The sequence below is a fragment of the Shewanella surugensis genome (assembly GCF_023284005.1).
In the GTDB taxonomy this organism is placed as follows: domain Bacteria; phylum Pseudomonadota; class Gammaproteobacteria; order Enterobacterales; family Shewanellaceae; genus Shewanella; species Shewanella surugensis.
Window position 1 is genome coordinate 25,870 of sequence record NZ_JAKIKS010000007.1, and the last position, 13,779, is coordinate 39,648.

Below are 13,779 nucleotides of genomic sequence, written 5' to 3' on the forward strand. Positions count from 1 at the left end.
GGGTTAAACCTAAATGAAATCAATCATACAAAATAAGTCTTTAAGCCCTTGGCCATGGCAAGTGAATGCGTCAAAATTAGCCTTTGACTTAACGAGCCTAGCAAGCCAGCTTAAAGACTTTAGTCAATGCTGTTATCTGGTTGAGCACAATGAGAAAGGCCTTGGGATCAGCCATCATGCCGATCTAATCGATCCGGTATTATTGAAAAAAACTTTAGACAACACAACGAGTCACACCACTCACAGCCTAACGGCGTTACCCGTCAGCGCCTTTGCCCCCGCTTTAGGCACGCAAAGTTTAGGCGATAGCCATTTCAGACGTGTGCATGGCGTCAAATACGCTTATTATGCTGGCGCCATGGCCAATGGGATCGCCTCAGAAGAACTGGTCATCACGCTCGGAAAAGCCGGTATATTATGCTCCTTTGGCGCGGCCGGACTCATTCCTGCTCGCGTCGAAGCGGCCATTACCCGTATCCAAGCCGCTCTGCCCCAAGGCCCTTATGCTTTTAACTTAATTCACAGCCCCAGCGAGCCTGCACTAGAGCGCGGCAGCGTCGAATTATTTTTAAAGCATGGTGTGCGTACAGTCGAAGCTTCCGCCTTTTTAGGCTTAACGCCGCACATCGTCTATTACCGCGCCGCGGGTCTAAGCCGTGACGCCCAAGGACAAATCCACATCGGCAACAAAGTCATTGCTAAGGTGAGTCGCACCGAAGTGGCCAGCCACTTTATGCAACCCGCTCCCATTAAAATGTTACAAAAGCTTAAAGATGAAGGACTGATCACCACTGAGCAAATGAGTCTTGCTCAGCAAGTTCCCATGGCAGATGACATCACCGCCGAGGCCGACTCAGGCGGGCATACCGATAACCGCCCCTTAGTGACCTTACTGCCCACTTTATTGGCATTAAAAGACAGTATCCAAACCAAATATCAATACCCCACGCCCCTGCGCGTTGGCGCGGGGGGCGGCATTGGTACGCCCGATGCGGCGCTGGCCGCCTTTAATATGGGCGCGGCCTATATTGTCACTGGCTCGGTGAACCAAGCTTGCGTTGAAGCCGGTGCCAGCGAGCACACCCGAAAATTACTCTCAACGACCGAAATGGCCGATGTCACCATGGCACCCGCTGCTGATATGTTCGAAATGGGCGTGAAATTACAAGTGGTCAAACGTGGCACTTTATTCCCCATACGCGCCAATAAACTGTACGATATTTACTGCCGTTATGACTCAATAGAAGCCATCCCGAGTGATGAGCGAGAAAAGTTAGAAACCCAAGTCTTTCGCGCCAATCTCGATGCGATCTGGCAGGGCACTATCGCGCATTTTAATGAGCGCGATCCTAAGCAAATCGAGCGCGCACTCAATCACCCAAAACGTAAAATGGCGCTGATCTTCAGATGGTATTTGGGTCTTTCGAGCCGCTGGTCAAATACGGGTGAAGCAGGCCGTGAAATGGACTATCAAATTTGGGCTGGCCCTGCCCTTGGCGCCTTTAACCAATGGGCAAAGGGCAGCTATTTAGAACACTACCAACAAAGACGTGCCGTCGATATCGCCAAACATATACTCTATGGCGCAGCCTATTTAAATCGAATTAATTTTATCACTGCCCAAGGGGTAAAATTGCCCTCTGAGTTGCTACGATGGAAACCGAACCAAAAAATGAGTTAAATTTATGGCTTAAACTTAAATAAACTGTTCTGCTCCACATTGGGCTAACCTTGAGTCACCCACATTGATCAAGGTTAGTTCAATGCGTTAAATCAATTTGTCCTACCCTCTTTAGCCCACCGCAGGTGGAAAAACATATTGATCACTATATTTAACCTTAACTCGGGGTAATGAGTGTCAAAGAATCTCAATACTTCATTTAAAGTCAACAACTTAAAAAAACCGGTTATTCTTTATTTTCATATTTGGCTTAATGCCGAAACTTTTGTCGATATCAAGGCGGGATTTCGTATCTAATAGCGGGCTATTAGTCGAAAACACAACACAGATAGGGGCAAAAATAGCGGTATTAAGCGGCGCTGCTTATCCCGAGTTCAGGTTACTTAGATGAATCGCCACGATGAACAGCAAAGTCTGCAATCATCGCAACCGTTTCTAAAGCATATTATGAAAAAACGGATCCATATATTTTTTGACTTTTTGAGGATAGCGTCTTAACTTTTTATATCCCCTTTATACATCTCATGCTTGAACACTAATATTGAACATAAATCGTATTGAACATAAATTGCATTGAAAAGGAATGGCTATGACACACGTTAAGGTTATAGAAAAGCAGGGACTGTCTGTATTTGAACATCTACCCTTTTTGTGCTGGATTAAGAGAAATCAAATTTATGTCTATGGTAACCAAGCAATCAATGAATTCGCGGGTGAAAATGTTGTAGGTAAAAAAGACGCTGAATTAATTTGGGGTAGTAATGCGACTATGTTGCTTGAAGCTGGAACTCAAGCGATAGGAGCTGGTGAAGCACAATACTTGCATGAAACAGTCGATCACTCTAAACGTGGTAAGGTGACATTAAGTGTTTGTAAATTCCCGGTTGAGTTTGAAGGTGAAATTTGTGCCATGGGGATTTCTTTTATCATTGAATAGGTTGTCATTTAATAGTCTCAGCATATGTCTCTACGGCTTTGATGATAAAGTCAACATTGATGGGCTTACCAACAAAGTCTTGCATACCGGCATCAAAGCACTTCTGCCTATCTTCTGGTAATACATTTGCCGTCATAGCCACAATATAGGGATGATCCGTAGGGTGTTGCTCAATAATCATTTTTGTTGCGGTAACACCATCCATATTTGGCATTTGCATGTCCATGAAAATCATATCATACGTTTTGTCATTCACTGATTTTACCGCTTCTAGGCCATCGATAGCGAGACCAACCTCATAGCCTAATTTTTGAAAGACCTTTTTGGCAATAGCTTGGTTAATCTTATTATCTTCTGCTAGTAAAATTGTTAGTGGAAACTTAGCAGAAAGTTCACTGTATAGTGTATTACTGAGGGGCCGAGGTATGGCTATAACCTTTTCCGATCTCACCAGTGGCAAGTTAAATGTAATCACTGTGCCCTTACCAATTTCACTTTTTACCGAAATATCACCTTGCATTTGTTTTATCAGCTGTGCACAAATGATTAAACCTAATCCTGTACCACCATATTTTCTTGCGACCGAATTATCGACTTGAGAAAATGGCTGAAACAGTTTGCTCTGATCAGCTTGACTAATACCGATCCCCTGATCTGCAATAATAAAAGATAGTTGAAATTCATCACCCAAGTGCGATAGGACCTTTACGGTTAACGTTATGCTGCCCTTGTCTGTGAATTTTATTGCGTTATTAATAATATTAAGCAATATTTGTCGAATTCTTAGTTTATCCCCGATTAAGGTTTCAGGTATATCATCATCAATATCTGTGACTATATTTAAGCCTTTATTTGACGCATGCACATCTAATAAATAACAACATTCAGTAATCGCTGTTCTTAAATCAAAAGGAAGGGTTTCTAAGTGTAATTTTCCAGCGGCTAATTTTGATATATCCAATATGTCATTAATCACCACCAGTAATCCATCACCACAGACTTGAATGCTATTGATATATTCACGTTGTTCATCATCGAGTTTTGTATCTTCTAGTAATGCCAGCATGCCTAAGATACCATTCATTGGCGTGCGAATTTCATGAGACATATTGGCAAGAAAATTACTTTTTGACTGCATCGCAGCTTCCATTGAAGTGATAGATATCTTAAGGGATTGACTCATTTGATTAAATGCACAAGCTAATAAATAAAACTCATCCTCAGATTCTATCACTATGGTGTCATCAAAATTTCCGGCTTCAATTGCCTTTGCACCCTCCATTAAAACAATAAGGTTATTGATAATGTTTTTAGATAAATAAAATGCAAATAGACTTGCAAAAAATATTGCCAAAAGTGTTCCTATGACGACAATATAAACAGTTCGTTGACTTGCTTCAACTTGTAACTGCTGCCTGGTTAACAATAACGCTCTTTCAACCTCAATGAACTGAATATTAATCACGCGGATCTTGTCTATAATATTTTTACCGGTTCCCTGTTCAATTAATAATCGTACCTGTTCAATTGTCGCGTTACTTTCTTTTCCAACCCGCTTTCTTGCCGCTATTTCTACCTCTGCAGCCTGCTGCAGCCATTGTTCCTTCAACCTCCTAATCTCACTCAACAGTTTGATTTGACTATGATTATCAGATACCAACCCCATTAAATCGATTAATTTTTGATCCCAAATCTTTTGTGCGTCATTAAAGGGTTGTAAAAAAGTTGACTTGCCTGTGATCAAAAAACCCCGCTCTCCCGTTTCCATATCAACTAAGAGTTTGGTTAATAGATGAACCTCAGCAATCACTTCATGAGTATGCACCACCCATGCATTTGTTTCACTTTGACGTTGAATACTAAAAAAAATTACGGTAGAGATCATAAGCAGTAATACTATGGGCAGTGCCGCACCAAAAGCAATTTTTTGTTTGAAGGAGACATTTTTTATCGACACTATAATCGCTCTCATCCTGTTCACTCATTAGACTATAGCCAAACATTTCAATTTTACCATTGTCTCATCAGGATGTAAGCGTGTGGTCAAGCTCCTCTTTTATGCACGATAAAGAGTTTGAAAATCTGTTCTATATCCAATTTCATTGACGATTCAGAATTCAGCTGGCATTGCAGGTGCGCCACTGCCGCTAAACGACCACCCGTTTTAAATTTACCCATGGTCAAATGTCTGCAACCAGCTTGTGTCAGCGACTCCCCTATTCAACTCGACTACATAGCAACCCATTCATACGCAAGCTGAGCGCCCAACAACAAGCTTGTACTTAAAAAAATCACCCGATTTTGCTTTCATTCCTATCACCATTTAGCGCAAGCATTAATAATCAAAAAATTGCCTGCGATCTTTACCGGCGCTATTTGGATTGACTTTGTTCGGATGCTTATATTCTCGCCAATCGGCCACATGTTTTCCCTTATTTAAATGGGGAAAGCTTAAAGGTGGATAATTTAACTGCGTAAAGTCTGCATCGGTGTTTTTCGAGCGAGTTGAAATTAACGTTGGCGTCTGTTCAATGAAGCTAAGGAGTGCCCCTAAACTCCCTTGATGGCTTAAATTAATCATGAGTAAATCATCACGAGCCGAAAAATAGTCCATGACGTCTCTTTTATGGGCCAGATAACAAGCTTGTAAATAGTCTGCATTAAAGGGATCGGCTGCGGTCGATAAGGCAAAAATGGCATTAAAACTGCGTTTCATCACAGGGTTAAACACCCCTGTTTTTAAATCGAGATTAAGCTGCATTTTCTTTAACAGCATCTGAATCGACGGGAGCCACCCTGCCAAATCTCTCTCTAAATAGACAAACTTCGATCCAGGAAACAGCTTATCTAATTGCTGATAATCACTAAAACAGGGAGAATCTGAAATGACATCGGCCACTTCAAATGCACGTTTAGTATAAGCCGTATGCGCCACCTTAAAGCCATAATCTAACAAGGCAACACTGATACTCGTGGTGCCCGTTCGAGGTAAACCAATGATAAAAATTTTGTTCATAGGAGATGAGTCATGCTGCTTTTAATGCCATAACTTAACACATTAAACAGTACTATTGATAAAACGACTAAGATAGAAACTATCACTAGTCTATTATGATAAGCTATTGACCATCCGACTATCTAATGATCAGAACATTCGTGCACTTTCAATGAGCTTGGGGATAGGAAGTGCCTTATTGAATTCATCTCAACTTGATAGCATTTAATGGATTGATTTTACTCAATCCCAATGGCGATTTCGACTTCATTGTCGCTTTTATAATATTCAAAATCAGTATTAAAGTTGCGAATATGACCGCAATCATAAGCATTAAAATAACGCCAAACCTCACCCCATAATTGGATCACGGTTTGTGGCATTTTCCCCTTTGCAGAAAAAACCAGATATTTCCCCGACTCAACACTGACTGTCAACGCCGTAGCACTCACATCAGGATCAAGCACACTTTGATCATTAGATAATTGCGCTATTGTTAATGTGTCTGCACACGCAATAATATCAAACTCACCACTGACATCGGACTCATAATGGGTATACACCCCATAGACGTTGGCATCTTCTGATAAAAGCGAGCCACAACGAATATTAAACAGCTCCCATAACGAGGATATTTTGGCTGTTGAAGGCGCAAGTTCAAGGGCATTTTTCGTTCTAACAGCAAGGCCCGCCACACTAAAAGTCTCAATATGCTCAATTCTCATTATCAGCTCCTGGTCTTTTTTGTATCAACCCGATCAATACCGCATCTCTATACCCCATTCTAAACGAGAGACTCAATACCCATCAAGCGCAAAAAAGCACTAAATAGCTTGAACCATTTAAACAATAAATCAGGCGATCATCACCATCGCTTTCACACGCATTGTCCGTGCCTGATTGATCATCTTGCCAAAACCCCTAATACATCTATTTCAAGAGAGCGTAAACCTTGATTAAGCCAGTCAGCTAACGCCTCTCCGCCTTCGCGAGGTGCGTAACTATTATGCGGCTGTAAATAATAAACGTCATCCACACGAGACTGTACACTTAATTGCTGTGACTGCGAATAAATAGGGTTGTATTCTAATGCTGCCGCACTTTGGGTGATATTAATTCCGATAACACTTATTCCAACAGCACGATAAAAAGCCCCCCCTTTTAATATTGTTTTTATCATTATTATTTGACTCTCAGTCACCAATAATGATTGACAACCTTATCGATTAATATCAAGCAGCCACTGTAAAATACTAACGAAACCTTAACAACAAAAAAAGAATAAACTGATATGCCATCTAAAACAAAAGAGCGCCTTGATTGGCGCTCTTTTGTTACCCGAATTCAACATCTTACTATTCGCTTAATAGCTTAACAATGCTGTTCAAGTAATTGATGAAGCTGATAATGTAATGTAGGAAGATCACCTTGAGTAATATTCAATGCGACTTGAGCTTTATGTTGACGAATATATTGATTCACTAACTCAGTGAGTCCACGATTTTTGTAATCTAGATCTAACTGTAATTGAAGACTTTTATCATCTTGATACATGATCAAGTCTAACTCATCAAATTGTTCACTAAAATAACCACTTTGTGCTTTACACTCAAATTCTTGAATAAAAGGCATCGGTGATAAAGGCGATGAGCACGCTTCACCTTATTCATCACAAAACCTAAAGCCGTTAATGCATTGAATACACTATTTTGCAATGAATTAGGCTCAATGGTTAAATAACCTTCATCGGATTTATCTAATGAATAGTCAATATCCAAACGAGGACTGATCCAAATTTTACTGCGGCCAAGACTCAAAGGCGTTGATAAAGGCAAAGGGAAACAAAAAGGAATATTGTTGATAACACCTGGCTGAGTGGTGAAATCGGCGACCAGTTCATAGCGGGTTAACTCATGATGTTTTTCTATCTCACGAAGACACACTTGCTGTCCGCAATCATATTCTTCTTCAGCAATATAATTACTCCATATCAATAACTCAATTTTATTCACTTTTTGAGAAAATTGCCCCCCCGTGACTTTAATAATGCCTGATACATCTTGTCCCGGTTGTAAGGTTCCATTCTCAAGGATCGCCTCCACTCTTGCAGCTCCAATCCCCAGCCTTGCAAGCGCTTTACTAAAAAATGACATAGAACTCCTTTCTGTTTGTCATTAAATGAGGCCAGAGAGTAGCATGGTGATTTTAGTTTTACCATTCAAGGTATTATAATATTTAAAAATAAACTAGAATTTATTTTTCTGCTATATATTCGTAATAACAACCCTACTAAGTCAGTGATGAATGCAGAGCGACTCTAGTGAGACTCATTTTAAGTGGTATAATAAACACTCTATGTAATAGACATTGGGGGAAAGCCATGGATACTACACCAGCAATACTCACCCACCTCTTCGATCAACTCGGGTTGATGAGTAGCACTAAAGAAATAGAACGTTTTATTGATTCCCATACCTTAGAAGACAATATCCGCTTATATCAAGCTGATTTTTGGAGTTTATCCCAAAAAAACTTTTTAAAAGAATCCTTAGAAGAGGATGCACAATGGTCTGGTGCCACAGATTGTTTGGATACGCTGCTGCGTAAAAAAACATCCCTGAACTGTCAATGTGGATCCTCAGCACCGCCCTATTCAGGAGATAAAATCAGTTGATACTCAGATGGTTGAGGTAATAAGGGCGTATTCGCATTATAAATATAGTCCTCATACCCAGAACGATAAAAAATCGATAAAGGATGAGCAGATTGCCCGCCGGGCAATGTTAAAATAGCCTGTTCTTCCCTTCCTGGCTGCACAATAAAACGCTCTGATGCACCAAAATGGGCTACTTGTACCGCAGGCATAAAGTTATCACCAAAACCCACTGTGCTTGGCATATCCAAAACAGGACCCAAAACCGGAAAAATACGACTAAATGGATGCTGGATCTGTAAACGATTAACCTTTCCACAAGATAAATCCGCCAGTTTATTATTGTCACTGTATTGTTCGAGTAAAGCAGCTTTGGAATCATTATAAGCCGACAAAATAACCCCATTCCAACTTTCGCCCTTGAACAGCCATGTCTCGGGCCGCTGCTTTATTAATTGCCAAAGCCCAGGTTCTAAATAACGTTTAATCACACTTAAGCTCAGTCCATAAGGCTTAAGTTTATCTTCTATCGGTGAAAGATAATCGAGCCAATATAGCCTCTCTAAATCCTTTCACTAAGGTGTAACCCACAGAGTCTTCACATGCACAGGCTTGCCATCCCTCGATAAACTCAATATCTTCTTTAAAAGTGTCATCTTGGGATGAAAGCAGGCTCATCAAATAATTCTACAGAGATTAATTTATCGTATATTTGCACATTTCTCGCCCCTAATGCGTAACCTCCATCACCTAAACGAGCAAAATCGTTAACGGATACCGCTCTGGCATTCGCTGTCCATAAACGCGCATGCTTAGGATTAATCACTCGAGGTAAGTATTCTGCATCTTGTTGCCATAAATCGGCTTGGTAGTCACTCGAAGACATCGCCGTATTACTCGGATTCAATCGAGCAAGAAAAGCCCCTGTCGGCTGCCAAGCAAGATTGCCTTCAGTATCAACAACCAGCATATTTTGAATAGGGACCTCAACATCTGAAGCCAATGTCATCACCTCTTCAACACTGGTAAGAGTGTCTAAATTCAACACCTTAAAATTCACGGCATAATCTTGATAGCCAACCCATGAAAGGGCATATTTTTTATTATTAATCGAGTCACTATCTTAAAAAGCATGTTGCAAAGGGCTATTTTTTGAAGGCATATTGAGCGAAGCATGATTTATCGTAGAAACAGGTTGAGCAATGGCATTTTTACTCAATAAATCAATTAAATTAACCACCGGCCCAAATTGAGATATTTCAAATTCAAAATCAATCGCACTGCCATCGGCTAATTGAATACGCTCGGTCTCTATGGTTAAAGGCTCACTATCGGTTAATTCAACCCAATCGGCGGTATCCAAATACGCATTCGTAAAACCCCAGGCAATATGACCATTACTGCCAACAATCACCCCTGGAGTACCAGGTAAAGAGACCCCTGTTATCTGCACAACTTGCTTTGTGGTCTCATGAGTATAATTTAACTGAGTCCGATACCAAATAATGGGTACGCCTAACGATAAATGCATGTCATTTGACAACATGCCTTGGCCTGCTTCAGTTAAACTCCCCGCTACAGCCCAATTATTACTGCCCTTTTGAATGGACTCTTTGATTTCATGAACGGTGTTAACTCTCGTGGATAGTTGCACATCTTGCGATAATATTGGGCTTTAAGGAGGCATTAAAGGAATACGGCTTAAATCAAGCGCCGCTTGAAATTGACTCGGTTGAATGAAAAAATTCACCATACTCTGACCAAAGTGCTGTTTAATCAACGTTAAGACTAAATCTCTTTCAATGGTTTTCGCCTGTAAATCAATATACATACTAAAAATAACCAGTAAACTATCAGTCATTACCCAAGGTTTTGGCGATTTCCTCAGCAATAAATACTCAAAACTATGCACCCGTTGCTCCTCAACGCTGCATTCACCCCCTTGGTATATTGCAATAATATCGCTTTTTCATCACCTTTCCTTATAAAAAGGGTAAAGAACTATTGATTAAAAAGCCCAATCGCACTGGCGGTCATTGCCCTAACACCAGTATGAATAGTAATGGGATAATCGGGCGCAAATTGACTGGAATGCAGTGAAGGTAAGGGCTCCCCACTACTCACACTATTGGCATATTTGCCTTTATTCACTGCGCCAAGCCAGAACAGCGAAATCGGTCTACGCTCTTTGGTTTGCCCATAAAGACCAAAATCTTCTCCCGCCATCACGGCAGGTACCTTCAATACATTATTCGAACCTAACTCTGCAGCAATACTACGGCTGACTTGAGCGGTTAATGCAGGATCATTATACGTCGATGGAATACGTTCTTCTTCATGCACAAATACCACAGGCGCTAAATCATTTGGCACTCCAGCGCTCATTGCAATACCTTTAACCATACGCTTTAACGAAGCGATTTGTTGTAAGCGTACTTCAGGATTATAAGATCTTAAGGTGAGAGCAAGTTTGACCTCATTAGGAATAATATTATGCTTTGTGCCTCCTTGAATCGAACCGACTGTCATCACATTAGGCTCTAAAGGTGAAATTTCTCGACTCGCAATCGTTTGCAAAGCAAGTACCATTCGGGACGCAAGCACAATGGGGTCAATGGTCAATTGAGGATAAGCCCCATGTCCGCCAACCCCTTTTACCCTAATATCAACCGAGTCTACATTGGCCAAAGCATATCCTGATGTGATGCCGACTTGCCCAGCGGCCATGTCCGCACTCACGTGTAAAGCAAGAATATAGTCAGGTATAGGGTAATCAGAAAAAATACCAGCTTCTAACATGGCTTTAGCACCACCGCCCACCTCTTCTGCCGGCTGAGCCAACAAGACTAAAGTGCCTTGCCAATCTTGCTTACGATGAATGAGCTGCTCAGCGGTGCCGATTAAACTCACCATATGAATATCATGCCCACAGGCATGCATCACCCCCACCTCATTGCTGTCTTTATCTAATTGAGTCACTTTGGAAGCATAAGGTTTTTGTGTTTGCTCTGTCACCGGTAACGCATCTAGATCGGTACGAATTAATAGTGTCGGACCATCACCATTTTCATACACACCCACGACACCATACCCTCCAACATTTGACGTCACGTCGACACCCAGCTCTGATAATGTTTCAGCCATGATTTTTGCCGTTTGTTGCTCTTGATAAGAGAGTTCAGGGTGTTGATGAAAATGTAAATACAACTTCTCTAGTCTCGGCATCGCTTTATCAACCGATAAGCTCAAACGCGTCTCACCGAATTCATTATTGGAGACTTGCTGAGCATATAAGTTGACGCTAAAAACAAGAAAAGGGACATAAAATGCAGTAAAAAGACCTTTCATAAGAGCGAGGTTTCCGACACAAAATCAACATTAATTTAACCTATCACATTCAATCTGTTTGATAAATCCTCTAACTGTATAAAATTCAATCTTAAATGAAATAATTAATCATTATTCTGCGTTACTCCAGCCGAATTACTCGATTGCATGTATGGCTATCCCCCGAAAAGAGTCGGCCATTTTACACTTGATATCCAAATTCAATATCTAAGACGTATGAACAATTCTAATCGCTTAAGAGTAGACACAAGTGAAGTCATCATCACTCTTTATGACTTTCATTTGTGAAAAATAAATCGCTTCATCGGCACGCTCTACCAAAGTATCTAATTGATGATCGGGAGCAATGGCTTGAGTCACGCCAAAACTGGCCGTTACAGAAAATTGATGTCCTGAGTACTGAGTATTCATCGACGCTAATGCTAAGCGGCATGCAGCAGCCTTTTCCCAAGCAGCAGCTTCATTAATATCGGGCAATAAAATCATAAATTCTTCCCCCCCCATACGGACAAAAATATCATTGAGCCCTAACAGCGGATTTATTTCAGCAACAATTTTTTTCAGTACCCAATCACCCGTTCCATGGCCAAAACGGTCGTTAATATTTTTAAAATCATCAATATCAAAACTCACTAAGCTAAACTGCCGCTGCTCTTTGCGCGCTTGCCGATAAAGGATTTTACCCACGTACTCACCCGCACTGCGATTATAAATCCCCGTTAAGGGATCGCTTTGCGCTAAGACTTGATAGCGCCCCTTTTGTCTCACACTAATAAAGACCCAAATAATAAGAAAACAGATACAGCCAATCAACAAGGTCATCCATAAATGCATTTGTGTCTGCGTGCGATCGGTCATTTTTTTCATCGCAAGATAAAGCGCTTTTTCACGCTCTAATAAATCCAATTGCCTCTCTCTGTCTAATAGCTGTAATTTAGCACTTTCAAAAACCGTTAATTGGCCTTTAATATCTTGCATTCTGGTTAAACTAGCGGCTTCATAAGCTTTACGATAAAACAACGCCAGCGTTGTGTTATCTAACGCCTCATAAGTATCAGATAACATGAGTGACGCATCGATCAGTAAAATACTCGTCCCCAGCTCAGTGGCTATTTCGAATGATTGTAAGGCGTATTTTTCTGCTTTAATCAGTTTTCCTTCTCGCTTAGCAATATCAGCCAAATGCACATAAATAAATCCCAGCTCACTGGTATTATTATCTGCCAATGCCATTTGATAAGCCTCATCAATGCTCTTTTTAGCGCTGATTAATCGGTTATCCAATAGATAAATGTGCGTGAGTGAACGTAAATTTATCGACTTAGTACCATTGTCATTTGCCAATTCGCACTCATGATAAGCATCAGTAAACAATCGAACTAAGTGATCTCGCTGGTTGATATCATGCTCAATCAAATTCGTAACAGCATTGGCATGAATGGTCGAAATATAACAGCGCCTAATCGGTTTAATGACTTTATTAAGAGTGGCATATAATTTACCCGTATATTGCTGAGCAGCCTGATCACGTGTCATGCGAGAAAGCATTTCTACCATCAACATATACACATAAGCTTCATTATTGACATCATCAACACGCTCTAAATACGGCACGATTTGATTGAGTACCTGCAGTGTATTGACCACTTCATCTAAATCGGAATAAACCCCGGCCAACAACACCAATAAATTCACATATTCAGCGATTAAGCTTTCAGGTGGCGTTTTATCTAAGTAGGTTTGCAGCAGCTTTTGAGCCGATTTCATCTCACCATTCATGGCCCAAGACTGCGCCTTGAGTAACACAAAACGATATTGTAAGACTAATGGCATTTGATGAAGTAAAGGCAAGAGCTTATCGGTTTCAACGGCAACCTGCTCCAAATCCATCAGACGAATAGATTCAAGCTGACTTACCCAAGCCTCTATTTGAGCCATATTAACATGAGTGATACCAACAGGGGCATCGACAACCATTCCACTTAAATTTGACTCAGATGCCATTGAACCCGACTGATGCAATGATCCATGATTACCTATCGCTGTCGCCGATGTAAAAATCAACAATGAGGGGCTAACAAAACCCAAAAAAAGGACATTAAAAATAAAAATAGACACTTTAGCCCGTAATCGATTCTTGGCTAACATAAAGGTTATCGCTCTTA

14 protein-coding genes and 1 pseudogene are annotated in these 13,779 nt (G+C 40.8%); 3 read left to right on the top strand and 12 right to left on the bottom strand.

The features are described from left to right. Positions 1-13 precede the first annotated feature (13 nt). Both L2764_RS03100 and L2764_RS03105 read left to right on the top strand, forming a co-directional pair. Positions 14-1,681: a PfaD family polyunsaturated fatty acid/polyketide biosynthesis protein gene (locus L2764_RS03100; RefSeq protein ID WP_248938781.1), complete on the top strand. Its 1,668-nt coding sequence runs from the start codon at positions 14-16 to the stop codon at positions 1,679-1,681. A 589-nt stretch (positions 1,682-2,270) separates the two neighbouring features. Then, the gene (locus L2764_RS03105; protein ID WP_248938782.1) at positions 2,271-2,618 is read left to right on the top strand and encodes a hypothetical protein; all 348 of its coding nucleotides are present in this window, start codon (positions 2,271-2,273) and stop codon (positions 2,616-2,618) included. A 4-nt stretch (positions 2,619-2,622) separates the two neighbouring features. On the opposite strand, the gene L2764_RS03110 is transcribed toward L2764_RS03105, so the two are convergent. The 6 genes from L2764_RS03110 to L2764_RS03135 form a co-directional block, all read right to left on the bottom strand. Then, positions 2,623-4,590, bottom strand: a complete 1,968-nt coding sequence (locus L2764_RS03110) for a CHASE3 domain-containing protein (RefSeq protein ID WP_248938783.1) — start codon at positions 4,588-4,590, stop codon at positions 2,623-2,625. A 363-nt stretch (positions 4,591-4,953) separates the two neighbouring features. Further along, the gene (locus L2764_RS03115; RefSeq protein WP_248938784.1) at positions 4,954-5,634 is read right to left on the bottom strand and encodes a sulfotransferase; all 681 of its coding nucleotides are present in this window, start codon (positions 5,632-5,634) and stop codon (positions 4,954-4,956) included. A 218-nt stretch (positions 5,635-5,852) separates the two neighbouring features. Beyond that, positions 5,853-6,338 carry a GyrI-like domain-containing protein gene (locus tag L2764_RS03120; protein ID WP_248938785.1) on the bottom strand — a complete coding sequence of 162 codons (486 nt, stop codon included), beginning with the start codon at positions 6,336-6,338 and terminating at the stop codon, positions 5,853-5,855. Positions 6,339-6,517: 179 nt separating this feature from the next. Next, complete coding sequence (locus L2764_RS03125; RefSeq protein WP_248938786.1) at positions 6,518-6,793, bottom strand: hypothetical protein; 276 nt, start codon at positions 6,791-6,793, stop codon at positions 6,518-6,520. Between the two features lie 191 nt (positions 6,794-6,984). Further along, complete coding sequence (locus L2764_RS03130; RefSeq protein ID WP_376708370.1) at positions 6,985-7,245, bottom strand: hypothetical protein; 261 nt, start codon at positions 7,243-7,245, stop codon at positions 6,985-6,987. Next, positions 7,176-7,766, bottom strand: a complete 591-nt coding sequence (locus tag L2764_RS03135) for a sporulation protein (protein WP_248938788.1) — start codon at positions 7,764-7,766, stop codon at positions 7,176-7,178. Before L2764_RS03135 ends, L2764_RS03130 begins: the two co-directional genes overlap by 70 nt. A 227-nt stretch (positions 7,767-7,993) precedes the next feature. On the opposite strand from L2764_RS03135, the gene L2764_RS03140 reads away from it, so the two are divergent. Further along, the gene (locus L2764_RS03140) at positions 7,994-8,287 is read left to right on the top strand and encodes a DUF2789 domain-containing protein (protein WP_312018334.1); all 294 of its coding nucleotides are present in this window, start codon (positions 7,994-7,996) and stop codon (positions 8,285-8,287) included. Here the strand turns inward: L2764_RS03140 and L2764_RS03145 are convergent. From L2764_RS03145 to L2764_RS03170, 6 genes and pseudogenes are all read right to left on the bottom strand, one after another. Next, a complete protein-coding gene (locus L2764_RS03145; RefSeq protein ID WP_248938789.1) occupies positions 8,263-8,757 on the bottom strand; it encodes a penicillin acylase family protein in 495 nt (164 codons plus the stop codon). The two genes, L2764_RS03140 and L2764_RS03145, sit on opposite strands and share 25 nt — an antisense overlap. Positions 8,758-8,785: 28 nt before the next feature. After that, positions 8,786-8,944: a hypothetical protein gene (locus L2764_RS03150; protein WP_248938790.1), complete on the bottom strand. Its 159-nt coding sequence runs from the start codon at positions 8,942-8,944 to the stop codon at positions 8,786-8,788. Continuing rightward, positions 8,919-9,920 (bottom strand): annotated as a pseudogene (locus L2764_RS03155) (penicillin acylase family protein). The gene L2764_RS03150 and the pseudogene L2764_RS03155 overlap by 26 nt, the downstream one beginning before the upstream one ends. Before the next feature lie 21 nt (positions 9,921-9,941). After that, the gene (locus L2764_RS03160; protein WP_248938791.1) at positions 9,942-10,178 is read right to left on the bottom strand and encodes a hypothetical protein; all 237 of its coding nucleotides are present in this window, start codon (positions 10,176-10,178) and stop codon (positions 9,942-9,944) included. Between the two features lie 89 nt (positions 10,179-10,267). Then, the gene (locus tag L2764_RS03165) at positions 10,268-11,614 is read right to left on the bottom strand and encodes a M20 metallopeptidase family protein (protein ID WP_248938792.1); all 1,347 of its coding nucleotides are present in this window, start codon (positions 11,612-11,614) and stop codon (positions 10,268-10,270) included. A 234-nt stretch (positions 11,615-11,848) separates the two neighbouring features. After that, the gene (locus L2764_RS03170; protein WP_248938793.1) at positions 11,849-13,762 is read right to left on the bottom strand and encodes a GGDEF domain-containing protein; all 1,914 of its coding nucleotides are present in this window, start codon (positions 13,760-13,762) and stop codon (positions 11,849-11,851) included. Positions 13,763-13,779 lie beyond the last annotated feature (17 nt).

Bases quoted from the DNA above. Each gene is read 5' to 3' on its own strand.
- L2764_RS03100 (WP_248938781.1), top strand. From the start codon at position 14: ATGAAATCAATCATACAAAATAAGTCTTTAAGCCCTTGGCCATGGCAA.
- L2764_RS03105 (WP_248938782.1), top strand. From the start codon at position 2,271: ATGACACACGTTAAGGTTATAGAAAAGCAGGGACTGTCTGTATTTGAA.
- L2764_RS03110 (WP_248938783.1), bottom strand. From the start codon at position 4,590: ATGAGAGCGATTATAGTGTCGATAAAAAATGTCTCCTTCAAACAAAAA.
- L2764_RS03115 (WP_248938784.1), bottom strand. From the start codon at position 5,634: ATGAACAAAATTTTTATCATTGGTTTACCTCGAACGGGCACCACGAGT.
- L2764_RS03120 (WP_248938785.1), bottom strand. From the start codon at position 6,338: ATGAGAATTGAGCATATTGAGACTTTTAGTGTGGCGGGCCTTGCTGTT.
- L2764_RS03125 (WP_248938786.1), bottom strand. From the start codon at position 6,793: ATGATAAAAACAATATTAAAAGGGGGGGCTTTTTATCGTGCTGTTGGA.
- L2764_RS03130 (WP_376708370.1), bottom strand. From the start codon at position 7,245: ATGCCTTTTATTCAAGAATTTGAGTGTAAAGCACAAAGTGGTTATTTT.
- L2764_RS03135 (WP_248938788.1), bottom strand. From the start codon at position 7,766: ATGTCATTTTTTAGTAAAGCGCTTGCAAGGCTGGGGATTGGAGCTGCA.
- L2764_RS03140 (WP_312018334.1), top strand. From the start codon at position 7,994: ATGGATACTACACCAGCAATACTCACCCACCTCTTCGATCAACTCGGG.
- L2764_RS03150 (WP_248938790.1), bottom strand. From the start codon at position 8,944: ATGAGCCTGCTTTCATCCCAAGATGACACTTTTAAAGAAGATATTGAG.
- L2764_RS03165 (WP_248938792.1), bottom strand. From the start codon at position 11,614: ATGAAAGGTCTTTTTACTGCATTTTATGTCCCTTTTCTTGTTTTTAGC.
- L2764_RS03170 (WP_248938793.1), bottom strand. From the start codon at position 13,762: ATGTTAGCCAAGAATCGATTACGGGCTAAAGTGTCTATTTTTATTTTT.